Here is a 24371-nt window from a genome sequence, read left to right as displayed (position 1 = left end):
GGCGCACGCCCGTCATCAGAGGGTGCTCCTCGTGCAGGGTGGCGACCATGTTCGGATCCTTCTTTCGAGTACATGGTCTAATCTACTGGACCCCTGCGACATTGTCTCCCTTCCATCCACAGCTGGGAACCGGGTAGCTCAGTCTCGTAAGGGTGGTGCACCCCGCCGCGTTCGTCGGCGCGGCCGGTTGTCCTTGAGCGTTCGCCGCGCTTGAGAGGTTGGACAGGGGCCAGAGGATGCATCCGAGGCGATGGATCCTCACTGCTGCTGGAAGTAGATCCTGACTCGTGGGTCCGTGGTTTCCCCCAGCTCGGTCATCGTTCCCTCGGCGATCACGCGTCCTTCGTCGATGATCACGAGGCGGTCGGCGTATCCGGTGGCCGTGAGCATTGACAGGTCGCCGGTGACTACCAGCAGTGCCGTGCCGGCGTCGGCGCGCTCTCGGAGCGACTGCCACACGCCGTAGGCGGTGTCCTGGTCCAGCGACGATGTCGGGCTGTCCGCGATCAGTGTCTCGGAGGTGGTGAGCAGGGCAGCGGCGACGGCTGCCCGCTGGATCTGGCCCGCCGAGTGCTGCCGCGGCAGGAGGTCCAGGGCATCGAGCGGGTAGTGGGCGGCGGTACATGCCTGAAGGACGCCCGTGGTGCCGTGCTGTCGTTCCAAGGCCTGGAGCTGGCTGCCGACGGTGCGTTCGGGGGAGAAGGCGTCGATCCCGTCTTGTGGGATGTAGCCGACGGTGCCGTCGATCAGGACCTCGCCTGTGGCCCGTGCGGCGGCAGGCAGGCGGCCGGTCAGGGCGTAGGCGATCATCGTCTTGCCGGCGCCGGGGCCGCCGAGCAGGACGGTGATGCGCCCGGCAGCGATGCTCAGATCCACATCAGTGAGCACCGTCTCGGCCCATCGTCCGGTGTCCACGTGAACGGTCAGTGATCGCAGTTCGGCTGTCACGTGCCCAGTGTGGTGTCGGCGGAATCGGTGAGACCATCCGGCCGACGCCGGGTCTTCATCGCGTCAGGACTTCATCTGACGCACTGAGCGCCCGCGCCCGGAGTCGAGGATGCTGGTGAGACTGTCACCTGCGTCAAACCGCTGCTCATGGGGCCTGGTGATCCATCAGGATCGGTGGTTGCGCCTTGACCTTGGTGCTTGCTGACACCGCACGTCCCGCATGTCAGTGGGCTGATGTCCCGCAATCTCGTCCGCCGAGGCGCGTCAGGCACACTGCAGGAGTGTCCGACCCGCTGCGCAGCCTGCTGGCCGCACCGCCAGACCTCCCGGTCACCGCGGGCCTGGCCGCGCTCGACGAGGCGCTCCGCACCCGCGGAGTCGCGGTGGTCCACGCACCGCCCGGCACCGGGAAGACGACGCTGGTCCCACCCGCGGTCGCCGCCGTCGTCGCTGGGCGGGTCGTCGTCACGCAGCCGAGTCGCATCGCAGCCCGCGCTGCCGCTCGTCGGTTGGCGCACCTGCTGGGCGAACCGGTGGGGGAGACGGTCGGGTACTCCGTCCGAGGAGACCGGAAGACCAGTCGACGTACGCGGATCGAGGTCGTCACCACCGGCCTGCTGCTCCGGCGGGTCCAGCACGATCCCGAGCTGGCCGGCGTCGGCGCCGTCGTGCTCGACGAGGTGCACGAGCGCCATCTCGATGCCGACCTGACGCTGGCGCTGCTCATCGACATCCGGGCCAACCTGCGGGAGGACCTGTCCCTGGTGGCGATGTCGGCCACCATCGAGGCCGAGAGGACGGCCGCGCTGCTCGGCGGGGACGACGTTGCCGACGGCCCCGACGATCTCCGAGCCGCTCCGGTGATCAACGTCCCGGGTGCCCTGCATCCGGTGCAAGCGGTCTGGTGCCCGCTGCCGGCGGGGTCGCGTCGTACCGACGACCGGGGGATCACCCCGGCCTTCCACGACCACGTCGCCGCGACCGTGCGCCGTGCGCTCGCCGAGCACGAGGGTGACGTCCTGGTCTTCGTGCCGGGCGTCGGGGAGGTTGACGCGACCATGCGTCGCCTTGCCGGGGTGGACGCGTCCGTGCACGCCCTGCACGGACGCCTGTCCGGCGCCGAGCAGGACCGAGCGCTCAGTGAGGGACCGCGTCGCAGGGTGATCGTCTCGACCGCGGTCGCCGAGTCGTCACTGACGGTGCCCGGCGTGCGAGTCGTGGTCGATGCCGGGTTCTCGCGCGAGCCGCGCACCGACCACCGTCGCGGACTGTCCTCCCTGGTCACCGTCGCCGTGAGCCGGGCAGCGGCCGAGCAACGAGCGGGACGAGCAGGTCGTCTGGGGCCGGGCGCCGTGCTGCGTTGCTGGTCCGAGGCGGAGCAGGCGCATCTCGCCGCTCACCCGGAGCCCGAGATCGCCACCGCGGACCTGACCGCCTTCACCCTGGAGCTGGCCTGCTGGGGAAGTCGCGACGTGCGCGACCTGGCGCTGCTCGACCAGCCACCGGTGCACGCCCTGTCGGCAGCCAGGCAGGTGCTGTTGGACCTGGGGGCGATCACCGAGGACGGGAGAGCCACCCCACGGGGCCGGGTGATCGCCGGCGTGCCGGTCGACCCCAGGCTGGCACGGGCTCTCATCGACGGGGCTGGTCTCGTCGGGGTCCGGCGGGCCGCAGAGGTGGTCGCGATGCTCAGCGAGGACGTCCGTGCTCCCGGCGGAGACCTGGTCGCCGCACTCCGTTCATTGCGCGCCGACAAGCGGGCGGGCTCGTGGCGAAGCCAGGTCACCCGGCTGGAGGCCATCGTGAAGGAGCAGCGCGTCGAGAAGCGCGGCGCGGACGGCGTCGACGGACGGGCGTCGCGCGACGCCCGAGCACTGACCGACGACGTGGCGGTGGGACTGGTGGTGGCCCTGGCGCACCCGGACCGGATCGCGCGCAAGCGCTCCGGAGGCTCGAGCTACCTGATGACGTCCGGGACGGGCGCGGCACTGGATCCTCGTGACCCGGGGCCCCTGGCCGGTCTGGAGTGGCTCGCGGTCGGTGACGCGGTCCGGCGGTCGGGCGAGCGTGAAGCCCGGATCCGGGCGGCGGCCCCGCTCACCGAGGACCTGGCGCTGGAGGCGGCGGGTTCGCTGTGGACCGAGGTGGACGAGGTCAGCTGGACCGGAGGGCGGGTTCTGGCTCGCCGACGCACGCTGCTGGGCGCGATCGAGCTCGGTTCCGTCTCGCTCAGCGATCCGCCGACGGAAGCCGTGGCCGCGGCCATCCGGGGGGCGCTGGAGAGCGACGGGATCGGTCTCTTCGTCTGGTCGGAGGCAGCCACGGCGCTGCGCGCTCGCCTCGACTTCCTGCACCGGGCTCTCGGTGACCCCTGGCCCGACGTGAGTGACGCGGCGCTGACGCAGGACCTCCAGTCGTGGCTCGGGCCGCAGCTGGCGCGGGTCCGCTCGGCCCAGGACCTTCGCCGCATCGACGTCGGTGCCGCGCTGCGGGCGTTGTTGCCGTGGCCCCAGGCGGGCAGGCTCGACGTCCTGGCCCCGGAGCGAGCGGAGGTCCCCAGCGGGTCGAGCGTGCGGATCGACTACTCCCAGGAGCAGCCGGTGCTCGCCGTGAGGCTGCAGGAGGTCTTCGGCTGGACCTCAGTGCCGGTCCTCGCCGACGGCAGGGTCCCGCTCCTGCTGCACCTGCTCTCACCCGCCCGCCGCCCGGCAGCCGTCACGGCAGACCTGGAGTCCTTCTGGGACAACGGCTACCCCGGCGTGCGTGCTGATCTGCGCGGACGCTACCCCAAGCACCCCTGGCCCGATGATCCCCGCAGCGCGCCGGCCACCCGACGGACGAACACGCCCCGCGCTCGACGGTGATGCGGTGCCGGGAGCGTCCGTCGTGCGCCCGAACCCGGCCGCCGGGTGGGCATCGCGCAGACGTGGCGGGATCACGGGTGTTCCTCCGTCGTCACCGCACCCGGTACCGGAGCCGAACGGCGCCGCACGTGAAGCGGTGCTCGTCGAGGAGCGCGAGCTCGATGGGTCCGACGTCCGGCAGCGCGGGATTGCGCCCTGCAAGGACGATGGGCCAGACGAACAGCTCGACCTGGTCCACCAGCCCGGCTGCGAGCGCCTGCGCCGCGAGGTGCGGGCCACCGACGAGAAGGTCCGTGTCGGCAGCTGCCTTGAGCGACCGGACGGTGTCGGGGTCGAAGCGACGCTCGAGCCGTGTCCTGGCGGTCGAGGTCGAGGTCAGGCTGGAGGAGTGGACGACCTTGTCGGCCGCCTGCCACACGTGCGCGTAGCGCGCCGCGAGATCTGACCGCTCCGCCATTGCCGGCTCGGTCTCCCACACAGCCAGCGTCTCGTACATGCGTCGCCCGTAGAGGTACGTGCCGGCGGAGGCCATGAGATCGGTGATGGCCGCGAACATGTCGTCGTCCGGCGGCGCCCAGTCGAAGCCGCCGTGCGCGTCCTCGGTGAAGCCGTTGACGGACATGTTCGAGGCGTAGATCAGCTTGGCCATCACCACTCCTGGGTCGCCCTCGAAACCAGCCTAGTCGAGCCCCGGGGCCACCCTGCTGCGATGCGGCATCCCGACGTGATCGACTCGGGTGTCGGCGCGGACGAGTTCCCGGGGCGGGGATCGCTCGGGAGGACAGACGCGATCGCCCGCCTTGTTCCTAGTCGGAATACGAGTCTACGATGTCGGTCATGGATGACGCCTCCGAGACCCTCTCTGCCACAGCGAGCGTCGAAGCCTCGATCGAGCTGGTGTTCGCGGTGCTCGCCGACCCGGCCAGTCACGCGGCGATCGACGGCACCGGCTGGGTCCGTGAGTCCGTCGATGCTGAGCCACTGACGAGGTCCGGCCAGGTGTTCCGGATGGGGATGTACCACCCCAATCACCCGGATGGCGGGTACGAGATCGCCAACCAGGTTCGGGAGCTCGATCCACCGCGGACGATCTCCTGGGCGCCGGGGACGGAGGACGCCGCCGGGCGTCTGGACTTCGGCGGCTGGATCTGGCGCTACGAGCTCACGCCCACGGCCGACGGTGGCGCCGAGGTCCGGCTGACCTACGACTGGTCGGAGGCGACCGCGCAGGCGCGCGAGGTCATCGAGTTCCCGCCGTTCGGAGTCCAGCACCTGGAGAGCTCGCTGCGCCACCTGGCGGCGCTCGCTGAGGGATAGGGGCCGGAGTCGGCCCGACGGGGCCCCGTCGGGCCCTCGCTGACGCCCGGTGCCTCGGGTCAGTCCTGCGGGCCGAGGATGGCGTCGACAGCGAGATGAAGGGTGTCACCCTCCGTGCGCAGGAGCGGCTCGTCCGCCGGCAGCGCCTGGGCGAGGGAGAGCCCATTGAGTACGGTGATCAGGAAGCGTGCGCGGCGGGCATTGTCGCCCTCGGGGACGGCGCCCTCGTCCTGCAGGACGGTGAGGAAGTGCTCGATGCGGCGGCGCATCTGGCGCTCGATGGCGACGTACTCCGTGCGCGCGTCCTCGGTGGGGTCGTTGCGGACGTACCGGTCGAAGACGAGGGGCCAGGCCTCGTCTGGCGAGGCGACGGCGGTGCCTGGCGCGAGCAGCCCGCGCAGGTGTGAGATCAAGCGGTCCCTGGCGGGGAGCGAGTTGTCGCGGAGGCTGTCGTCGGGCAGCAGGTAGTCGTAGACGACGGTGAGCGCGGCGTCCAGGAGCGCCCGCTGCGTCGGGAAGTGGTGCCGCAGGGAGCCGGTGCTCACCTCGGCGCGGGCCGCCACCGCACGCACGCTCAGCGCGGCCCCGGGGTCGTCGCCCAGCATCGATGCGGCAGCCCACAGGATGCGGTCTCGGCTGCCCAGCCCGTCGGGTGGTCGTCGCTCCATGGTGCCTCCGTCCAGGTGTACCAGTACAGCGTACTAGCACACTGTGTTAGTGTCGCCGTGCACGACCAGTACAGCGTACTGGCTCGGTAACGATCCCAGGAGGAAGCGATGTTCGCGGACTGGAAGCGGCGCAGGGCGGCCAAGCGCGTCAAGGGCGGTGACGGCCGTCCCCTCGAGCCCTTCCGCTGGTGGCAGCTCGTGAGCGGCCGCAAGCTGCTCTACCTGCGCCCCTCGCCCGGCCGCACGGCGACCTACGCCGTCGACGTGCGCCAGTGGGGCAAGCAGGCCGGTGACGACACCATGGCCCACCTCTACCGGGACGGCCGCCACGTCGCGCAGTCACGCCTCCCCGCAGTCTTCGCGCTCGACGGCGGGGACCTGGAGGTCACGGCGACCACCTTCGGGCTCCGGCGATGCCACTTCGTGGACGCGGAGGGCGCCGAGCACCAGCTCACGCCGGACCCGCGATCGGCCATCGGGCGACGTCTCGGGCTCGAGCGCGAGCGCCCGGTGCTGAGCCGAGCGATCGGCGTCGTCTCCACGATCATGCTCCTGGTCGGCGTCACCCTGACGCTCCTGGAGATCGCCGGACCGATCTCGGCGATCCCTCCGCTGGCCGATCGCTATGGCGCCTTCGAGCCGCCCCTTCCCCTGTGGCTCACGATCGCCTCCGGCCTCGCTGCCGTGCTGGCCAGCATGGAGCGCTCGCTACGCCTGCGCTACCACTGGCTGCTCGACGGCGCCGCCGGTTGACCACGCCCCATCCACCCCGTTCAAGGAGATCCCGATGACCGACCAGACCCTCCGCCCTGCGGACGAGACCGACAGGGCGGCGAGCACCGTGGTCCGCTCGACCCCGGTCGCCGAGCGTTCCCTCGCACCCGACCTGGCCCGAGGGATGATGCTGCTGCTCATCGCCCTCGCCCACGTCCCGTACTTCCTCTACACCGCCCCCGCCGGCAGCGTCGGCGTCCACCCGACCGTGGGGAACGTGGCCGACAAGATCGCGCAGGCGTTCACCCTCGTGGTCGTCGACGCTCGCGTGCACACGATGTTCGGCTTCCTGTTCGCCTACGGCATCGGCCAGATGTACGCCCGTCAGGTCGCCAAGGGCACCGATCCCGGCGCAGCGCGCCGACTGCTGCGTCGGCGGCACCTGTGGATGATCGTCTTCGGCGCGGTCCACGCCGCACTGCTGTGGCAGGGCGACATCATCGGCGTCTACGGGCTGATCGGCCTGATCATGGTGCCGCTGTTCTTCACTCGCTCCGACCGCACGCTGAAGATCTGGATCGGTGTCCTGCTGGCACTGGCCGCCGCCTTCTCGCTGCTCACCGCCGCCATCTCGGCCCTCGCCTCGGGCCAGGCCGCCGTGGTCCCGGCCAACGAGCAGCGCCTGAGCATCGCCGAGCCGGACTACCTGATCTCCATGGTCGAGCGGATGCCCGTGTGGATGACGGGGCTGGCGGGCGGACTCGTCAGCCTCGCCCTGCCGGCGGCCTTCCTGATGGGAGTGCTCGCTGCGCGCCATCGGATCCTGGACGAGCCTGGCAAGCACCTGGCGCTGCTGCGCTGCCTCGCGGTCTGGGGCATCGGCGTCGGGTGGGTCACCGGCGGACTGCTTGCACTGCAGCACACGGGAGTCAGCGACATCGGCCCGGACTCCGTGCTGACCTCCCTGCACTTCTTCGCCGGCATCTTCACCGGCGTGGGCTATGCAGCGCTGTTCGGTCTCCTCGCCCATCGCCTGTCCGGTCGCTCCTCGACCGCCCCCGGGCCGGTGCGATGGATCTCGGCGCTGGGTCGACGCTCGATGAGCGGCTACCTGGTGCAGTCGCTCGCATGGGGCCCGCTGCTCGCCGCATGGGGCCTGGGCCTCGGTGCTCATCTCTCCAGCTGGTCGATGTTGCTGGTCGCCGTCGCCGTGTGGTCCGTGACGGTCCTCGGTGCGGCCGCGATGGAGCGGCACGGCATGCGAGGCCCGGCCGAGGTGGCACTGCGAAGGCTGACCTATCGTGCGGCGCGGCCCCGAGGGTGAGGCCTCGCCCTCGAGCGGGGCAGCGTCTGGGCGGCTACCGCTTCCTCGGCTTCACCACGTACGCGGTGCCCCCGCCGCGTCGCTCGGGCTCGGCAACAGCCGTCAGCCGTCCCTTGGCGTCGCGCTCGATCGCGGCGGCGGCGCCGATCTCGGCCTGCGACGTGAAGGCGTCGCCCGACGGTTCCAGCTCCTGGCCGAACGGCTCGAGCAGGGTGCCGTAGGCCTCGATGAATCCGGGCTCCGCCGGCGTCGTGGCTGTGTTGCGCTGGGAGGCGCGGGGCGCGGCGACCGCCTCCGGAAGGCTCATGCCCAGGTCCAGACGGTTCAGCAGGACCTGCAGCACGGTCGTGATGATCGTGGCGCCACCGGGGGAGCCGACGACGAAGCGCACCTCGCCGTCCTCCAGCACGATGGTGGGCGCCATCGACGAGCGGGGCCGCTTGCCCGGCTCGATCCGGTTGGGATCCTGCGGGTCGTACTCGGCGGTGAAGTCGGTCAGCTCGTTGTTGAGCAGGAAGCCCCGCCCCGGGACGGTGATCCCGGACCCGCCGGTCTGCTCGATCGTCAGGGTGTAGGACGCCGCGTTGCCCCACCGGTCCACGACGGACAGGTGCGTGGTCGAGACGTTCTCGGTGTCCGGCTTCTCCTCGTGCTGCATGGTCTCGCACGCTGCACCCTTCGCCGCCCCCGGCCCGGCACCCCCGCCGGGCCCGTCGAGAGCACCAGCCTGCACGGGCCGTTCGCTCGCCTGCTCGGGGTCGATCGTGCAGGCGCGGGAGTCTGCGAAGTCCTGGCTGAGCAGCGTCTCGACCGGGACGTCCGGCACGTCGCCGACGTAGGCCGCGCGGTCGGCGAACGCAATCGCGGAGGCCTCGAGGTACAGGTGCAGCGAGCGGGCGAGCCCCGCGCCGCTGCCCAGCTCGAAGCCCTCCAGGACGTTGAGCGCCTCACCCACCGCGATGCCTCCGGAAGACGACGGCGCCATGCCGTAGACGTCCATCCCGCGGTACTCGCTGTGCGTGGGTGCTTGCCGCTCGACCCGGTAGCCCGCAAGATCCTTGTTGGTCATCGATCCGGCCGGCGCCGGGAGGTCGGCGTCGGGAGCGACCGGCGGCCGCTGCACGGTCCGCGCGACGTCACGTGCGACGGGCCCGCGGTAGAAGCCCTTGGGGCCCAGCAGCGCCAGTCTGGAGAGGGTCTTGGCAAGGTCGGGGTTGCGGAACCTGCTGCCGACGGCCGGGGCGTCGCCGCCGGGGAGGAACAGGTCGGCGGTGTCTGGGAACGCCGCGAACCGCTCGGCGTTGTCGAGCGTCTGGCTGCGGAACGTCTCGTCGACGCGGAAGCCCTTGGCGGCGAGCAGGATGGACGGAGCGAGCGCCTTGCGCAGCGACCAGGTGCCGTGGTCGCGCAGCGCTGCCTCCCAGGTGGCGGGGGTGCCGGGGACGCCGACGGCGACACCGGAGGAGACCAGGTCGGGCGTGAACGGGTAGGGCTCGCCGGTGGCGGGGTCGATGAACGCGTCCTGCTCGATGCCGGCCGGAGCGGTCTCGCGACCGTCGATCGTGGAGACCTCCCGGGTCTTCGCATCGTGGTAGACGAAGAAGCCGCCGCCCCCGATGCCTGCGCTGTACGGCTCGGTGACGCCCAGGGCCGATGCCATGGCCACGGCGGCATCCGCTGCGTTGCCGCCGTGCCGCAGGACCTGCAGACCCACCCGGCTCGCCTCGGCATCGACGGACGAGACGGCCCCGCCACTGCCGGTCGCGGTGGGCGAAGGCTCGGGAGTGCGGTCGCGGAGGGTCGATGCGGCCCCACCCGCCCCCGACGCGGTGCTACTGAGGCCGGAGGCGGGACCGCTGAGGCCGGAGGTCAGGAGGGCGGACGAGGCGACGAGCGCCGCACCGCCCCGCAGGAACGCGCGAGTGGACATGGTGGACCCTCTTCCCCCGAAGACGTCGATCCGACCACGGTAGGCCCGCCGGCCGAGGTCGGCAAGGTCGCGTCGGCGGGCGGATCAGCCGTGGCGCGGGTGTCCGGGGTCGGTGAGGATGCGGGTCACGACGGCGACGATGGCCAGACCGTGGCCGATCATCAGGGTGACGCCGTGGTCCACCGTGCCGGCGAGCGTCCGGCCGCTCCAGCCGACGTCGGCAGGCATCCCTTCCACGGTGATGGCATCGGGTGCCAGGAGGGAGACGATCGCGATGGTGGCCACGAGCAGCACCGGGGGCAGGACCCCCGAGGGCAGCAGCTGACGAACGTCCACCGCCAGGGGCATGGTGGCGGCCACGAGCACGAAGCCCACGGAGAAGAGGAGGCCGAGCTGTCCATCGAGCAGGTCGAGCGCGGTGACGACGGCCAGGGCCAAGCAGGCGAGCCAGATCATCTGCCGGGCACTGAGGTCAGTGCTCGCCAGACGCGCAGGGCTGTTGGCCACCGATGCCATGCCTCGACGCTAGACCAGAGCGACCCACAAAACCCGCACCCTCGCGGGCGCAGCATGACGAATTGTGCCGGCGTCGCCACACGCCCGACGTCGGGCAGGGCGGCGAGATCTTCGCGTCGTCCCGGGGAGGCCCAGCCCCCACGACTCCCGGCTCAGGCGCTCGAGCCGCCAGCGATCTCGTAGTTCCACACCTCGCTGTGCGTGGACACGGGCCGCGGCGTCTCGCCACCGCCGCGCTCGGTCTCGGAGCGGTGTCCGTGGGCGAACGCGGGGGAGGACAGCCAGGCCTGGAACGACTCCTCGTCGCGCCAACGAGTGAGGACGAGCCACTGGTCGCGCTCGTCGGTGGGCTTGAGCAGCTCGAACCCCTCGAAGCCCTCGGCTCCGTCCACGGCGCCGGCCCGGGCGGCGAAGCGGTGGGCCAGCTCGTCGCCGGAGTCCCGCGGAACCGTGATGGCGTTGATCTTGATGACGGTCATGCACCCATGGTGTCAGGTGGTCCCCGCCCTGAGAGGCTGACGTCGTGACCGTCATCGTCGACCGGATCGAGACCGAGCGTCTCGTCCTGCGTCCGTTCGAGGCCTCCGACGCCGAGCGCGTCCTGGACATCCACAGCCGGCTCGAGGTGATCCGTTGGCTCTCCAACCCACCGTTCGTGCCGATGGCGAGCCTGCAGGAGGCGCACGACTGGATCCGTCGGGCCAACGCCAAGCCGGGCACCGACCCGCTCACCTGCTCCCTCGCGGTCCAGCTGCGGGCAGGAGCCCTCCTCGGGTCGGTCGGGATCTCCCGGCTCGAGCGCATCGACGGCCGGTTCGTGGGGGAGTACGAGACCGGGTGGCACCTGCACCCGGACGCGGGCGGTCAGGGCTACGCGACCGAGGCTGCGGCGGCGCTCACCTCGGCCGCGCTGTCGCACGGGCACGAGCGGCTGGTGATCGACATGTACCCGGACAACCTGCCGTCCATCGGCGTCGCCCTGCGCCTGGGCGCCCACGACCTGGGAGAGCTCGAGGACCCCTGGTACGGCGCGACCAGCCGGATCTTCGAGCTCGTTCGATGATGCTGACCGTCCTCGCGCTCGTGACGACCGTCCTCGCGGGTCTGGACGCCGGGCTCTTCGCCGCGTTCTCCTACGCCGTCATGCCCGGGCTGCGGCGGACGCCGGACCGCGTGCTCGTGGCGGCGATGCGCGGCATCAACGTCGCGATCATCAACCCGGTGTTCGCGGTGGTCTTCGGCGGCACGCTCGTGGCCGGCGTCGTGACCCTCACCGTGGCCGTGGTCGAGGATGCGGCGACGGCCGTGATCGTCCCCGTCGCGGTGGGCGTGGCCCTGCACGTCACCACGATCGCGGTGACCATGGTCGTCAACGTCCCCCTCAACGACGCGCTGGAGGCTTCGGATGACGCGGACCCCACTGCGACCCGGCGGGCCTTCGAGCCCCGCTGGGTGGCGTGGAACCACCTGCGCAGCCTCACCTCCGCGGGCGCCCTGGTGGCCTTCGCGGTGGCGCTGCTCGCCGTTGCGGCGTGAGGGCAGCACGGTTCGGGAGAAAGCCCGGGCCGGGTGACTCCGACGGTGTGGTGCGGGGGCACTGCGACCCTCCCGTAGGCTGGTCCGCCGTGGCACTCTCCATCGGCATCGTGGGACTCCCCAACGCGGGCAAGTCGACCCTCTTCAACGCTCTCACCCGTAACGACGTCCTCGCGGCGAACTACCCGTTCGCGACGATCGAGCCCAACATCGGCGTCGTCGGCGTCCCGGACTCGCGGCTCGCGAAGCTCGCGGAGATCTTCGGCTCGGCCAAGATCCTGCCCGCGACGGTGCAGTTCGTCGACATCGCCGGCATCGTGCGCGGCGCGTCCGAGGGTGAGGGCATGGGCAACGCCTTCTTGTCACACATCCGTGAGTCCGACGCCATCTGCCAGGTGACGCGGGTCTTCGAGGACGAGGACGTCACCCACGTCGACGGGACGGTCGACCCCGGCAGCGACATCTCCACCATCTCCACCGAGCTGATCCTCGCCGATCTGCAGACCATCGAGAAGGCCCTCCCGCGGCTGGAGAAGGACTCCCGCAAGGACAAGTCGCTCGCGCCGCTGCTCGCCGAGGCCACGAAGGCGGAGCAGGTGCTGTCCGACGGCACCGGCGTCTTCCAGGCCGGCCTGGACCTGGAGGTCCTGCGCGAGCTGCACCTGCTGACGGCCAAGAAGCTGCTCTTCGTCTTCAACTGCGACGCCGACGAGCTCGCCGACGACGACCTCAAGACCCGCATGCGCGACCTCGTCGCCCCGGCGGAGGCCATCTTCCTGGACGCCAAGGGCGAGGCCGAGCTGGCCGAGCTGGGCGACGACGAGGAGGCCGAACAGATGCGCGAGGAGATGCTCGCCGACATGGGCGTGGAGGAGCCGGGGCTCGACGCCCTCGCCCGGGTCGGGTTCACCACGCTCGGCCTCCAGACCTACTTGACCGCCGGCCCCAAGGAGTCGCGCGCTTGGACGATCCCGCAGGGCGCCACCGCCCCGCAGGCCGCCGGCGTCATCCACACCGACTTCGAGCGCGGCTTCATCAAGGCCGAGATCGTCTCCTTCGACGATCTCGTCGAGGCCGGGTCGATGAACGCCGCGAAGTCCGCCGGCAAGGTCCGCATGGAGGGCAAGGACTACGTCATGGCCGACGGCGACGTCGTGGAGTTCCGCTTCAACGTGTAGAGAACCGAGCGGCGCAAGGATGGCATGCGCGGTCGTCACCATCCGGCCACAGGAACGGAACGGCGGAGGGACGGGCGCGCCCGGTGGGACTCGCTGTCGATCACTTCTCCCGTGAGGGCCCGGCAGCGGCCCAGGCGGCCTCGATCATGCGGAAGGATTCCTCGAGAGTGGCCTGCGGGTCCGCGGACTGCCGTGCAAGTGTGAAGGCGGCCATGGCGAAGCGGGCGATCGTGGTGGAGGCGACCTCAGACGTGGTGAGGGCCGGATCTGCGTGGATCGTTGCAGCGAGTGCCCGCGCGTATCGCAGCTCGAGGACCTGCGCATAGGTCGAGAGTTCCGGGCTCTGTTCGATCATCCTCCAGAGACCTGTCGCGTCCCCGGTCGTGCAGTGCTGAACGAGGGCCCCGATCTCCTCGTGCAGTGCACAGACCACCGAAGCTCCCTCTGGACGTTCGGTGACGGCAGCGATGAGGCGCGCCTCGAAGCCAGCGGCCTGTTCGAACACCAGGGCTTCCTTCGACGGGAAGTGTGCGAAGAGGGTCGTGACGGCGACATCGGCTTCGGCGGCGATCTCGCGGATCCCCACCGACCCGTACCCGCGTTCGCGGAACATGCGCAGGGCAGCATCGGCGATCCCGCGTCGCGTCGCTGCCTTCTTGCGCTCGCGGCGACCGGGGGGTTGGGGATCGTGGGTCACGGTGAGATCATAGTGGATATGAAACGCTAACCGTTAGTGGTAGCGTGGTCGGCATGAAGAAGGTCATCTACACACGCTTCGGCGGCCCGGACGTACTCCATCTCGTCGACAGCGAGGTGCCACGGCCAGGCTTCGGACAGCTGCGGATCGCGGTCCGGGCGGCCGCGGTCAACGCCTTCGACTGGCGGGTTCGCGAGGGCCAGAAGCTCGGAGCTCATCCGGTGCAGCTGCCGACCGGGCTCGGGTTGGATGCGTCGGGCGTGGTGGAAGAGGTGGGCGAGGGCGTCGCGGACATCGACGTCGGTGACGCCGTGTTCGGTGAGGGGATCGAGACCTACGCGGAATCAGCGCTCATGACGCAGTGGCATCCGATGCCGGCCGAGCTGACCTTTGCGGAAGCTGCCGGGTACCCGTCCGTCGTCGAGACGGCGCTGCGCGTCCTCGACGAGGTCCAGGTCCACGCAGGTCAAACCCTTCTGGTCAGTGGTGCCGCCGGAGGTGTCGGTTCGGCGGTGGTCCAGATCGCCCGATCTCGCGACATCTCGGTGATCGGCACCGCGGGACCGGCGAACCAGGACTATCTGCGCAGCCTCGGCGTGCTGGCGACGACCTATGACGACGGCTGGGTCGACCGCGTGCGCCGACTCGGTCGCGTCGATGCAGCCCTGGACCTCGCAGGAGCAGGGATCATCCCGCAGCTGGTGGAGCTCGCGGGCACGCCGGACCGAGTGCTCACGACGGCAGATCTGGACGCCCCGAAGCTCGGCGTCCGCTTCTCCGGAGTGGCAGGCGACGTTCAAGCGGCTCTCGTCGAGGCTGCTCGCCTGGTCGCGGATGGAGCATTGCGGATCCCGGTGACCCGGGCCTATACGCTCGCCGAGGTCTCAGTGGCCCACAGCGACAGCCAATCCGGACACACCCGAGGGCGGCGCATCCTCGTGATGTGACCCGCCGCGGGCGGCAGCTCTGACGGTGACCAGGGCGAGGCTGCGGGAGAGGGTGTCGATCCTCGCCATCCCAGTCCGGCCAGGACCATGTCGAAGGCCGCGCTGCGCGGGCGGTGGAAGTTGGTCGGTGCCGGAACGTGGTGGAGCTCCGCTTCAACGCCCAGCGGCGTCGGGCCCCGACGTCATCGGATCGCGTGTACCAGCCACGGGGGTCTGCTCAGGCGGAGTGACCTTCTTCGCGAAGTCCGGTGGCGATCCCCGCGTCGAGGACGAACAGTGCACCCATCGCAACCGCGTTGTCTCGGCGACCGGTTCGCACGTACTCGCGCGCGAACACGAGGTGCAGAAGGCTTCGTGCCAAGACGGCACGCCACCGCCGACGCGACGATCGAGCGGCCATGATCGTGATGCCGAGGCCGAGGTCTGCTGTTCCGAGCGCTCGCCTCCCGGTCACGCTGGTGTCGGCCAGGCCGAGCCATCGCCCGCCCGTCCGTGGTGCGACGGCCAGGAGACCGCCGAGCACCGTGGAGGCAGTCCCGACGCCATCGGCGGCGATGGTGAGGACGGTCTTCTCGGACAGACGCATCAGGGGAGACTACTGCTCGCGTTGCTGTGGAGGCCCAGGGAACGACCGGCCCGGACCGTCAGGGTGCTGTCGGATCGTGGTGGGTCGGCACCGACGTCTAGTTGTGATGTCCAGGGACGTTGTTTCGGGTTGTCTGCTGGATAGGTGAAGGCCTCCGGGTGAGAGTGGAGCTGTCTAAGAACCGCTTCTCACCCAGGAGGCCTTCGTGGTCCACGCTAACGCTGCCCTGACTCCTCGTGCTCGGCTCCGGCTTGCTCGGTTGGTCGTCGAGGACGGCTGGAGACCGTCCGAGGCGGCGAAGATGTTCATGGTCTCGACCGTGACCGCCCGAAAGTGGGCCAACCGTCTGCGTACCGAAGGCCCGGCCGCGATGGCCGACAGGTCCAGCCGTCCACGCTCGTGTCCACATCGCACGCCCGAACAAGTGAAGCGTCAGATTGTCGCCCTGCGCTGGCGACAACGACTCGGCCCGGTCCAGATCGGCGGCCGGCTCGGGTTCGCTCCCTCGAGCGTCCACGCCGTGCTGGTGCGCTGCCGACTCAACAGGCTCAGCCACATCGACCGGGTCACCGGCGAACCCATCCGTCGCTATGAGCACCCGCACCCCGGATCGTTGATCCACGTCGATGTCACCAAGTTCGGCAACATCCCCGACGGCGGAGGCCACCGCTTCGTCGGCCGTGTCCAGGGAAAACACAACGCCCAGGTCACGGCCAAACGCACCGGCCAACGCGGCAAGCACTACAAGCCGGTCATCGGAACGGCCTACTTGCACACCGTCATCGATGACCACTCCCGCATCGCTTACGTCGAGATCCACGCCGACGAGAGAGCGACCACTGCGGTCAGTGTTCTGCACCGCGCCGTCGCCTGGTTCGCCGAACACGGTGTCACCGTCGAACGAGTCCTGTCCGACAACGGCAGCTGCTACCGCTCCCACGCCTGGCGAGACGCCTGCACCGCTCTGAACATCGCGCACAAGCGAACCCGTCCCTACCGGCCCCAGACCAACGGCAAAATCGAGCGATTCCACCGCACCCTGGCCGACGGCTGGGCCTACGCCCGCTTCTACGCCTCAGACGCCGAACGCCGAGCAGCACTCCCGAACTGGATCCACTTCTACAATCACCACAGGCCCACTCCGCGATCGGAGCGCTGCCACCCATCAGCAGAATCAGCAACAACCTGCCTGGACATCACATCTAGTCGGATGCGGGGGCGGCGCTGCTGACGATCTCGTGATGTCGAACGAGGAAGGCTCGCTCGTCGAGCTTCTTGCGGCGCATCCAGGTGGTCACCTCGGTGTTCCACTTGCTGGAGTTGCAAGACCGACACGCCGGGACCACGTTCGCAGCGGTGTAGCGGCCGCCGCGGGAGATCGGCAACAGGCAGTCCTTGTGCAGGGGGCCGTCCGAGGTCCCGCAGTAGGCGCAACCGCCCCAGGCGTCCTGCAGGAACGACCACTGCGCGGGGGACAGGTCGTGCTCGACCTTCGCCATGCGTCGCTGTCGACGTCGCGCGTAGGTGCTGCTGCGGGTGCGGGAGGGCACGTCATGAACCTAGCGGCACGGGTCCGGCGCGGCCGGAGCATCGCCATGACCGCGGCAGCGTGTCGCGTCTGCCCTCGGGCCGGGTTGCGTCGGCGCCGACCTCAGAACTCGCCCCGCCAGCGCCGGCCCACGGTGCGGCCGTCGGGGTCGTGCAGCAGCCGGTAGACGGGGCGGGCCCAGAGTCGGGTGAACCACGGCACCGGGGCGGGGTGGTGCCGTCGCAGCCGGCCGAGCGGGCGCGGGCCCCGGCGACCGTCGGCGTACCACCTGTCGAGCCGGTCGGCCGACGCCTCGAGCGCAGCGACGAAGCCGCCGGGGTCGAGCAGGTCGTGGCCCTCCCAGACGTCGCCGTTCTCAAGGTCGAGGTGCTCGCGGGCGAGCTCCAGGCGCAGGTCGCGGGCGAAGCGGCGGGCGCCGATCCCGTCGCCGCGGGGGTCGCGCGGCTCGCGCTCATCGTGCTCGGCGTCGACGACGGCCGCGGTGAGCTCACTGTCGTGGGTCCAGGACCGGCGGTTCATGTTGTCGCTACCGACGCTCGCCCACGCGTCGTCGATCACGCAGACCTTGGCGTGCACGTAGACCGGCGTGCCCTCGGGGTTCTCCACGCTGTAGACGTGCACCCGGTCCGGTCCCGCCTTCTCGCACACCTGCAGCGCCTGCCGCTGACCGATCCGGTTGGGCAGCACCGCGAGCGCCCCCTCCTGGTCCGGGACCTTCGGGACGACCACCACCAGGTGCAGGTCCTGGTCGGCGCGCAGCGCGTCGGCAAGGAGCCGCGCGATGTGCTGCGACCACATGTACTGGTCCTCGACGTAGATCAGCCGCGTCCCCTTCCTGATCGCCTTGGTGTACCCCCGGGCGATCGAGAACTCGCCGCGGGGGGCGAAGTCGTACCTGGGCCGGATCACCGGATAGGTCCGCAGCACCTGCACGGTCTGCCGCCCGACCGGCTCCGGCGCGGGCGGCACGTCGGGCAGCGCGGTGGGGTCCAGCCGCGCTCCCTTCCAGGTGTCGACGAGCCGCGCGGCCGGGTTGTGCGAGTCGGCGTTGGTGGGGTCCTCCCATCGCTCGCGGAAGACGCAGTCGAAGGCGGCCACGGCCGGTCCCCGCACCTCGAGCTGCACGTCGTGCCACGCCGGGGTCGCCCCGTAGGCCTCTGCCATCGCCAGCGCCTGCGGGTCGCCCAGGTGACGAGAGTCGTCGCGGCGGCTGTTGCACAGGTCGATGCCGCCGACGAAGGCGACGTCGCGCTCGGGCGCCGCGGGGTGGCGCAGCACGACGAGCTTCTGGTGGTGGCTGCCGAACCGGTGCACCCGCTGGTCCAGGATCACCTGTCCGCCGGACTCCTCGAGGTCGGTGTCCAGCCCCTTGTTCGCCTCCTTGTTCATCGAGAACATCTCGGTGTGCGACCGCCACACCAACCCGCGGACCACGACGCCGCGGCGGGCCGCATCGCTGAACAGCTTTCCGACGGTGGGCCCGTCGTCACCCAGCTTCTGCCAGGCATCGCCGCGCCAGTCGGTGAAGAACAGGTGGTCGCCCTCGACGAGGGCCTCGACCTCCTCCACCAGCCGGGCGAAGTACGTCGCGCCGTGCACCAGCGGGGTGCAGGCGTTGCCCGGCACCCGGTCGACCAGCCGGGTCCAGTCGTTGCCGCGCTCGGCGGAGGTCAGCAGCCAGTCGTCCAGGGGGTCGGTCATCGCCCCACTCAACCGCATCGCCGACGACCCCGGCACGACGAGGTGCCGTCACCGGTCGGAGCGCGCCTCGCCGGAGACCCTTCTGGAGGCTCACGCCCGGGTGCGAAGGCGTGCACCCGCCGTCCCGACGAACGCGATCACGACGGCAGCCCCGGCCAGTCCCGCATACATGGCGGGCTCGACTCCCAGCGTGGAGCCGTGCGCCAAGGCCAAGGAGGCGGACACCAGGCCAGGCAGGGCCGTCAGGCTGCCGATGGCCACGGCGGCGACGCCCACGAGTGCGGCCTCGACGATCAGCATCGACCGCAGCTGGCGGCGGGTGGCCCCCAGCCTGCCCAGCAGCACGAGCTCACCGGCGCGGGAACGGGTCGCGATCACCAGCGCATTGCCGGCAGCGATCCCGATGAAGCCCAGCAGCACCAGCAGCAGCGTGTCGGACAGCCGTCGGTCGGCGCCGCTGGACTCCGTGGCAGCACTCACGAAGTCCGCCGTGGGGGTGAGTGCGACACCGGCGGCCTCGGCAGCACGCAGCACCGTGTCGGCCTGAGCCCGCTCCGGGCGAACGATCACGGTCCCTGGCCCCACGGCATCGACGACCGGGGTGAAACCTCGTGGCCCCACCAGGAGGTCACCCAGCCCGAGCCCTCGGTCGTAGGTGGCGACGATGGTGGGCGTCGCCTCCGAGCCGTCCGGGTAGCGCACGTCGATCGGGTCGCCCACGCCCTTGTCCGTGAGGGTGAGGGCATCGGTGCTCACCGCGACCGCATCGGGCTCGGCGAGTGCGGTGAGGTCCCCCTCGGCCACGTCCGGGTCGATGAGGCTCGAGGAGGCGGCACCGTCGATCAAGCGCATCGACATCGGCTCCCACGACAGCCCGTCAAGGGACGGCACGTCCTCGTCCGTGGGCTCGATCTTCGCCTGCACCGGTGCCACGGCGGTGGTCGTGACTGCGGCGACGCCGGGAAGCGCGGCCAGGGCGTCGGCCGTCCGGCTGCTCTCCGCCGACCCCTCCGGTCCCTGCCACACCAACCCACCGTCGATCGCCTCACCCAGCTCCTGAGCACCGGCCTCGGCGACGATGCCGTTGGTCCCGGTCTGGATGGAGCCCAGGGAGACCAGCAGCGCGAGCGGCACCACGGCCGCTGTGAGGCGCCGCGAGTAGCCCCGCGCGTTGGCCGTGGCGAGCACGGGCGCCGCGCGGCCACCGAGCACCCGCCGGCGTGCCATCCACGTCGCGCCGCGCAGCACGAGTGCCGGCCCCGCCAGTGCCACCGCGGTGATGAACAGCAGCGCCGAGGAAGCACCCGTGGCGCCCCCCATCGCACCCGGGACGAACAGCGGCGTGGTGGTGGCCGCCGCCCCTGCCCCCAGGCACACCCACGCCCCGACCACCCGTCCTGTGCCGAGCGTGCGTGCGTCGGCGCCGGAGGTGCTCACGGCAGACGTGGGGCTGAGACTCGCCATCTCGCGCGCCGCGAGACGGCCGGCGAGCCACGCGGCCGGCACCAGCAGGACGGCCGTGACGAGCAGGGGCCATCCGGAGAGGACCAGCACGAAGTCGTCGCCCACCACGCCGCTGGAGCGCAGCAACGGCACCAGTGCGCGCGCGCCACCGAAGCCCAGGAGGCCACCCAGCCCCACGGCCGTCAGAGAGATGAGCAGCACCTCGGTGGAGACCAGCGTGCGGACCTGCTGCGCCGTGGCGCCCACGGCACGCAGCAGCGCGAACTCGCGTCGCCGGTCCCGCAGCGACGCCGCGAACGCCGAGGACACCACGAAGATCGCGATCAGGACCGCGATTCCGCCGAAGGAGCCCATGACGGTGGTGAGCACGGTGGCAGTGGGCGAGGACGCATCGCCGGCGCGCAGGCCCGACTCCATCAACACGGTCGAGGCAGATGTCAGGACCGAGGCGAGGAGCATGGTGAGGAACACGCCGGCCGCGCTGGGCCAGTGGGCGCGCAGGGCACGCATCGAGATGTGTCGCACGGTCCTCACCGCCCCAGGTCCAGCACGCGCTGCGAGATCTGCTGGGCCGAAGCCTCGACGGCGCGATCCACCACCGTCCCGTCGGCCAGGAAGACGACCTCGTCCGCCGCGGCAGCGACCTGCGCGTCATGCGTCACCAGCACCAGCGTCTGCCGCAGGCCGGCGACGGCCGTGCGCAGCACCTGCAGGACGGTGGCCCCCGTGTGGGAGTCGAGCGCGCCGGTGGGCTCGTCGGCGAAGATGACGTCCGGCTCCAGGGCGAGCGCGCGGGCGATCGCGACGCGCTGCGCCTGTCCACCGGAGAGCTCTGCCGGGAGCCGGTCCGCTGCACCGTCCATGCCGACGGCCCGCAGCAGCTCGGCCTCGCGCGCCAGGTCAGGGCTCCGGTCGTCCAGCCACCACGGCAGCCGGAGGTTCTCGGACACGGTGAGGTGGGGGAGCAGGTTGTAGGCCTGGAAGATGAACCCCACGTGGCGACGCCGGAACGTCGTCAGCTCGTCGGCGGACAGGCGGCTGATGTCCGTGTCGCCGACGACGATGCGCCCGGACGTCGGCGTGTCCAGACCCGCCGCGACGTTCAGCAGGGTCGACTTGCCCGAGCCCGACGGACCCATCACCGCGGTGAACGAGCCCGCGGTGATGGTGAGGTCGATCCCCCGAAGGGCGTGGACCGGCTGGACACCAGCGGGGTAGGACTGGTGGACGCCGGTCAGACTCACCGCCGTCCGCGGTGGGGCGGTGACGTGCGAGGCGTGGCTCATCGATCTCTCCTTGGCTCGGCCCGACGCTGGGTGCGCCGGCCACGGCAACGGTAGAAATCCCCGAGGGCGTGCCTCTAGCGGCGAAAGGACCCACTGCGCGGGTTGCGCCTTTGGATGGAACGGCCGGCGTACGCGGGCCCTAGTCCTCGTCCTCGATCTCGACGATGCGGTGCTGGTACGCCCACACCACGGCCTGGAGCCGTGAGCGCACGCCGATCTTGGGCAGCATGCGCGACACGTGCGACTTGACCGTCGACACTTCGAGCACCAGGTGGCGCGCGATGTCCTCGTTGGACATGCCCTGCGCGAGCAGCAGCAGGATGTCGAGCTCTCGTGGTGAGAGCAGGTCCGATCCGTTCGTGACGGTGACGGGCCTGCTCCGGCGGCGTCGGGAGAACTCCTGGATCACGGTCCTGGTCAAGGATGCGTCGAGCGTCCCGTTGCCTGCGGCGACCGAGCGTACGGCGGCCACGATGTCCTCGGGCTCGGAGTCCTTGAGCATGAATCCCGATGCGCCCGCTTCCAAGGCGCCGAACACGTAGTCGTCGATGGCGAACGTGGTCAGGATCAGCACGGCGATGCCCTGCGACGCCTCGGAGCCGAACAGCTCGCGCGTGACGCTGATGCCGTCGCGGCCCGGCATCCGCACGTCCACGCAGGCCACGTCCGGCACGAGCTGCCTGGCCATTGCGAGGGCCTCGTCGCCGTCGGCTGCGGTCCCCACCACCTCGATGTCCGGCGCGGCGCTCAGCAACGCGGCCAGGCCGGCACGGACGAGACCCTGGTCGTCCGCGATCAGCACCCGGATCATGACAGCTCTCCTCGTCGCGCGGTGTCGTGCCCGGGCTCGCGCGGCACCTGCAGCACGACCCGCCAGCCGCCGGACTCCGTGGCGCCGTACCCGAGGGTCGACCGGGTCAGGGCTGCGCGCTCCTGCATGCCACGCAGGCCGAACCCACCCTCGTCCGCCTCACGGGGCGGGGCCGGCGAGCCCGGCCCGTTGGTGACGGTGATCGCCAGAGCCCCACCGGCATCGCGGAGCTCGACCGTGCACCAGCTGTCCGGGGCGTGGCGGGCCGCGTTGGCGAGCGCCTCCCGCACGGTCTTGTACGCCGCGAACTGGCCCAGCGGGCCGATGCCCCGGGACAGCTCGTGCACGGTGACGCCCTGCGGAGTGACGAGCGAGACGTCGAGGCCGCGATCCCTCGCGTGAGGAACGAGGGTCTCGAGGCCGGCAAGCGACTCCACGTCCACCGGGGCGCCCTCGTCGTGGCGCAGCAGCGCGACGAGGCCGCGCAGCTCGTCCAGGAGCTCGCGGGTCTGGCCGCGCACGTCTGCCAGCCCGGCCTTCGCCGTCGTCGGGTCGGTGTCGATCTGCTGGGAGATCGCCGAGGACATCAAGGCGATGCCCGAGAGGTGGTGCGCGGCGATGTCGTGCAGCTCGCGTGCGATGGCGGTGCGCTCGGCGGCGACGGCGGCCTCGGCACGTGCCTCCAGCTCGTGGGCGCGGGCGACGGTGGCGCGTTCGCGAGCCGTGCGCGACTCCACCCTGGCCGCGGCGACCCACCCCACGAGGGCAGGCAGCCCCACCACGGTCAGTGCCTGGCCCGCAGCGGCCACCAGGGAGAGGAGGACGTCGGCGTCGTCCAACCGCACGTTGACCACCGCGCCCGCTCCGGCGCTCAGTGCGGTGGCGAGGTACCAAGACGTCCAGGGGGCGGCCGACGAGCGCTGACGGGTGGCCACGTAGGCGGCCGGGACGACGGCCACGAACGCGATGCTCGACGCCTCACCCAGCGGCACCAACGACATGCCGAGCGCGATGGCCGCCACGGCGACGAGCACGCGCTCCGGTGCGGTGGAGAGCCGCGTGAGGAGTGCTCCCTGCCCGACGACGGCGACGACGGCGGCCCACCAGACTGGGTCGGACGGGCTCGGCAACGTCACCGCGACCTCGGGGTCGAGATCCGCGAGCACGGGAAGCAGGCCCAGCAGCCCGAGAGCGATCGCGGTGACGACCCCGCCGAGGATGACGTCGCCGCGTCGCGGGGCGCGGGACGTCGGAGCCATGGCTCAGGCTCCCACGCCGAGGTGGGCCAGGGTCGCAGGCTCGAGCCGTGCTCGCTCTGCCGCGTGCAGCAGGTCGACGCTGAACACGCCTTCGGAGCGTGGTGGGTGCAGCGCGCTCGCGATCCGGGCCGAACGAGACGAAGCCGGTGGGTGTCGCGGCGAGGGTCCCGTTGGTCAGTGCCTCGACCGTCAGACGTGGGTGCCGACGTTGACGACCTGGCCCGACGTGTCGCGGTAGAAGAAGCGACGCACGCCCCAGTCCTCCGTCGTCAGGGGGTGGACGATGTCGAGCCCGGCGGTACGTGCGGCGGCGTGTGCGGCCTCCACGTCGTCGACGAAGACGGAGACGTCCGGGTTCACGGGGGCCGAGGCGTCAGTGGTCATCAGGCCGATCTGCCGGCCCTCGTCGTCGGCGAGGAAGGCGATCCACCCCATGTCCATCACGACGTGCATGCCGAGCACGCTGGTGTGCTCGTCGATGGCGGCGGCGACGTTGCTGACGGTGAGGATGGGAGCGATGCGTTCGATCTTCATGCATCGATGGGACCACCACTGGCGCCTCGGGGTCGAGAGGCTGACCGGCACGGGATCGGCGCCGAGCTTCTCCCGTCAGTCCTCCGGGACCTGCCAGACCTCCACGACGCCGCTCGCGACGGCACACGGGGTTCCCGAGGCCAGCTCGATGGCGTGCTCGAGAGAGTCGGCGGTGATGAGGGCAAAGCCGGCCACGGGCAGGGGCGTCTGCTGGAACGGGCCCTCCTCGACGACGGTGCCGGTGTCGTGCGCGTTGGTGACTCGCACCGGGGCCTCCATCCTGCCGATGACGGCCCCGGCCGCGGCGAGGTCGGCGTCGTGCTCGTGGGCGGCGTCCCGGACGCCCTGCGGTGTGCCGTCGTAGCCAGCCCGGTCGCCGTAGCCGATGGTCAGGAATCGCGGCATGGCCGTCCTCTCCTCGTGTACCGACGCACGAGGACGTGTGGTACTCGGCAGACCCCGAGCCTAGGTGGCAGGTCGGACGCGGTCACGCCCGACGGCGGTCCGACTTTCGGCCAGTCCGCGTCGACCAACGGCCGATG

Annotated in this window: 24 protein-coding genes and 1 pseudogene; 9 read left to right on the top strand and 16 right to left on the bottom strand. The window is 71.0% G+C overall.

Features of this window, described 5'->3' with window-relative positions:
* Nucleotides 1-258 precede the first annotated feature (258 nt).
* A complete protein-coding gene (locus ACHAAC_RS16440; RefSeq protein WP_435717398.1) occupies nucleotides 259-948 on the bottom strand; it encodes an ATP-binding cassette domain-containing protein in 690 nt (229 codons plus the stop codon).
* 281 nt (nucleotides 949-1229) lie between these two features.
* Here ACHAAC_RS16440 and hrpB point away from each other — a divergent pair, with 281 nt between their 5' ends.
* Nucleotides 1230-3812, top strand: coding sequence for an ATP-dependent helicase HrpB (gene hrpB / locus ACHAAC_RS16435; RefSeq protein WP_435717397.1), 2583 nt, complete (start codon nucleotides 1230-1232; stop codon nucleotides 3810-3812).
* Between the two features lie 91 nt (nucleotides 3813-3903).
* Here hrpB and ACHAAC_RS16430 read toward each other — a convergent pair whose 3' ends face one another.
* Nucleotides 3904-4461, bottom strand: coding sequence for a dihydrofolate reductase family protein (locus tag ACHAAC_RS16430; RefSeq protein ID WP_435717396.1), 558 nt, complete (start codon nucleotides 4459-4461; stop codon nucleotides 3904-3906).
* A gap of 188 nt (nucleotides 4462-4649) precedes the next feature.
* Between ACHAAC_RS16430 and ACHAAC_RS16425 the strand changes: the two genes are divergently transcribed.
* Complete coding sequence (locus ACHAAC_RS16425) at nucleotides 4650-5129, top strand: SRPBCC domain-containing protein (protein ID WP_435717395.1); 480 nt, start codon at nucleotides 4650-4652, stop codon at nucleotides 5127-5129.
* A gap of 59 nt (nucleotides 5130-5188) precedes the next feature.
* Here the strand turns inward: ACHAAC_RS16425 and ACHAAC_RS16420 are convergent, their stop codons facing one another.
* Nucleotides 5189-5797, bottom strand: coding sequence for a TetR/AcrR family transcriptional regulator (locus tag ACHAAC_RS16420; protein ID WP_435717394.1), 609 nt, complete (start codon nucleotides 5795-5797; stop codon nucleotides 5189-5191).
* Nucleotides 5798-5905: 108 nt separating this feature from the next.
* Here ACHAAC_RS16420 and ACHAAC_RS16415 point away from each other — a divergent pair, with 108 nt between their 5' ends.
* Together ACHAAC_RS16415 and ACHAAC_RS16410 are read left to right on the top strand one after the other, a co-directional pair.
* On the top strand, nucleotides 5906-6550 hold the full coding sequence (locus ACHAAC_RS16415) for a hypothetical protein (RefSeq protein ID WP_435717393.1): 645 nt from the start codon (nucleotides 5906-5908) through the stop codon (nucleotides 6548-6550).
* A 34-nt stretch (nucleotides 6551-6584) separates the two neighbouring features.
* Entirely contained in the window at nucleotides 6585-7835 is a 1251-nt protein-coding gene (locus ACHAAC_RS16410; protein ID WP_435717392.1) for a DUF418 domain-containing protein, read from the top strand.
* 34 nt (nucleotides 7836-7869) lie between these two features.
* Here ACHAAC_RS16410 and ggt read toward each other — a convergent pair whose 3' ends face one another.
* The 3 genes from ggt to ACHAAC_RS16395 all read right to left on the bottom strand — a co-directional run bounded on the left by ggt (nucleotide 7870) and on the right by ACHAAC_RS16395 (nucleotide 10760).
* On the bottom strand, nucleotides 7870-9765 hold the full coding sequence (gene ggt / locus ACHAAC_RS16405) for a gamma-glutamyltransferase (protein WP_435717391.1): 1896 nt from the start codon (nucleotides 9763-9765) through the stop codon (nucleotides 7870-7872).
* An 84-nt stretch (nucleotides 9766-9849) separates the two neighbouring features.
* Nucleotides 9850-10281, bottom strand: coding sequence for a DUF6542 domain-containing protein (locus ACHAAC_RS16400; RefSeq protein ID WP_435717390.1), 432 nt, complete (start codon nucleotides 10279-10281; stop codon nucleotides 9850-9852).
* 152 nt (nucleotides 10282-10433) lie between these two features.
* Entirely contained in the window at nucleotides 10434-10760 is a 327-nt protein-coding gene (locus ACHAAC_RS16395; RefSeq protein ID WP_435717389.1) for an antibiotic biosynthesis monooxygenase family protein, read from the bottom strand.
* A 44-nt stretch (nucleotides 10761-10804) separates the two neighbouring features.
* On the opposite strand from ACHAAC_RS16395, the gene ACHAAC_RS16390 reads away from it, so the two are divergent.
* The 3 genes from ACHAAC_RS16390 (at nucleotide 10805) to ychF (ending at nucleotide 12995) form a co-directional block, all read left to right on the top strand.
* Nucleotides 10805-11344, top strand: coding sequence for a GNAT family N-acetyltransferase (locus tag ACHAAC_RS16390; RefSeq protein ID WP_435717388.1), 540 nt, complete (start codon nucleotides 10805-10807; stop codon nucleotides 11342-11344).
* A complete protein-coding gene (locus tag ACHAAC_RS16385) occupies nucleotides 11341-11817 on the top strand; it encodes a DUF1772 domain-containing protein (RefSeq protein ID WP_435717387.1) in 477 nt (158 codons plus the stop codon). Before ACHAAC_RS16390 ends, ACHAAC_RS16385 begins: the two co-directional genes overlap by 4 nt.
* Nucleotides 11818-11906: 89 nt before the next feature.
* On the top strand, nucleotides 11907-12995 hold the full coding sequence (ychF, locus tag ACHAAC_RS16380) for a redox-regulated ATPase YchF (protein WP_435717386.1): 1089 nt from the start codon (nucleotides 11907-11909) through the stop codon (nucleotides 12993-12995).
* 100 nt (nucleotides 12996-13095) lie between these two features.
* Here the strand turns inward: ychF and ACHAAC_RS16375 are convergent, their stop codons facing one another.
* A complete protein-coding gene (locus tag ACHAAC_RS16375) occupies nucleotides 13096-13692 on the bottom strand; it encodes a TetR/AcrR family transcriptional regulator (protein ID WP_435717385.1) in 597 nt (198 codons plus the stop codon).
* Nucleotides 13693-13745: 53 nt separating this feature from the next.
* Here ACHAAC_RS16375 and ACHAAC_RS16370 point away from each other — a divergent pair, with 53 nt between their 5' ends.
* Nucleotides 13746-14639 carry an NADP-dependent oxidoreductase gene (locus tag ACHAAC_RS16370; protein ID WP_435717384.1) on the top strand — a complete coding sequence of 298 codons (894 nt, stop codon included), beginning with the start codon at nucleotides 13746-13748 and terminating at the stop codon, nucleotides 14637-14639.
* 217 nt (nucleotides 14640-14856) lie between these two features.
* On the opposite strand, the gene ACHAAC_RS16365 is transcribed toward ACHAAC_RS16370, so the two are convergent.
* Entirely contained in the window at nucleotides 14857-15225 is a 369-nt protein-coding gene (locus tag ACHAAC_RS16365) for a hypothetical protein (protein WP_435717383.1), read from the bottom strand.
* Between the two features lie 205 nt (nucleotides 15226-15430).
* On the opposite strand from ACHAAC_RS16365, the pseudogene ACHAAC_RS16360 reads away from it, so the two are divergent.
* A pseudogene (locus ACHAAC_RS16360) lies at nucleotides 15431-16431 on the top strand (IS481 family transposase).
* On the opposite strand, the gene ACHAAC_RS16355 reads toward ACHAAC_RS16360, so the two are convergent.
* The 8 genes from ACHAAC_RS16355 to ACHAAC_RS16320 form a co-directional block, all read right to left on the bottom strand.
* Entirely contained in the window at nucleotides 16428-16775 is a 348-nt protein-coding gene (locus tag ACHAAC_RS16355; RefSeq protein ID WP_435717382.1) for an HNH endonuclease, read from the bottom strand. The pseudogene ACHAAC_RS16360 and the gene ACHAAC_RS16355 sit on opposite strands and share 4 nt — an antisense overlap.
* A 101-nt stretch (nucleotides 16776-16876) precedes the next feature.
* Nucleotides 16877-18475 carry a phospholipase D-like domain-containing protein gene (locus tag ACHAAC_RS16350; protein ID WP_435717381.1) on the bottom strand — a complete coding sequence of 533 codons (1599 nt, stop codon included), beginning with the start codon at nucleotides 18473-18475 and terminating at the stop codon, nucleotides 16877-16879.
* Between the two features lie 90 nt (nucleotides 18476-18565).
* The gene (locus ACHAAC_RS16345) at nucleotides 18566-20464 is read right to left on the bottom strand and encodes an ABC transporter permease (protein WP_435717380.1); all 1899 of its coding nucleotides are present in this window, start codon (nucleotides 20462-20464) and stop codon (nucleotides 18566-18568) included.
* 5 nt (nucleotides 20465-20469) lie between these two features.
* Entirely contained in the window at nucleotides 20470-21225 is a 756-nt protein-coding gene (locus ACHAAC_RS16340) for an ABC transporter ATP-binding protein (RefSeq protein WP_435717379.1), read from the bottom strand.
* A gap of 139 nt (nucleotides 21226-21364) precedes the next feature.
* Nucleotides 21365-22036, bottom strand: a complete 672-nt coding sequence (locus ACHAAC_RS16335; RefSeq protein WP_435717378.1) for a response regulator — start codon at nucleotides 22034-22036, stop codon at nucleotides 21365-21367.
* Nucleotides 22033-23295, bottom strand: a complete 1263-nt coding sequence (locus ACHAAC_RS16330) for a sensor histidine kinase (RefSeq protein WP_435717377.1) — start codon at nucleotides 23293-23295, stop codon at nucleotides 22033-22035. The genes ACHAAC_RS16335 and ACHAAC_RS16330 overlap by 4 nt, the downstream gene beginning before the upstream one ends.
* 189 nt (nucleotides 23296-23484) lie before the next feature.
* A complete protein-coding gene (locus ACHAAC_RS16325; RefSeq protein ID WP_435717376.1) occupies nucleotides 23485-23829 on the bottom strand; it encodes a VOC family protein in 345 nt (114 codons plus the stop codon).
* A gap of 75 nt (nucleotides 23830-23904) precedes the next feature.
* A complete protein-coding gene (locus ACHAAC_RS16320; RefSeq protein WP_435717375.1) occupies nucleotides 23905-24234 on the bottom strand; it encodes a YciI family protein in 330 nt (109 codons plus the stop codon).
* Between the last annotated feature and the right edge of the window lie 137 nt (nucleotides 24235-24371).

The organism is Aeromicrobium sp. CF4.19 (assembly GCF_051262555.1).
Taxonomy (GTDB): Bacteria; Actinomycetota; Actinomycetes; order Propionibacteriales; family Nocardioidaceae; genus Aeromicrobium.
The sequence above is the reverse complement of the archived record's forward strand: the minus strand, read 5'-3'. Positions and strand labels throughout refer to the sequence as shown.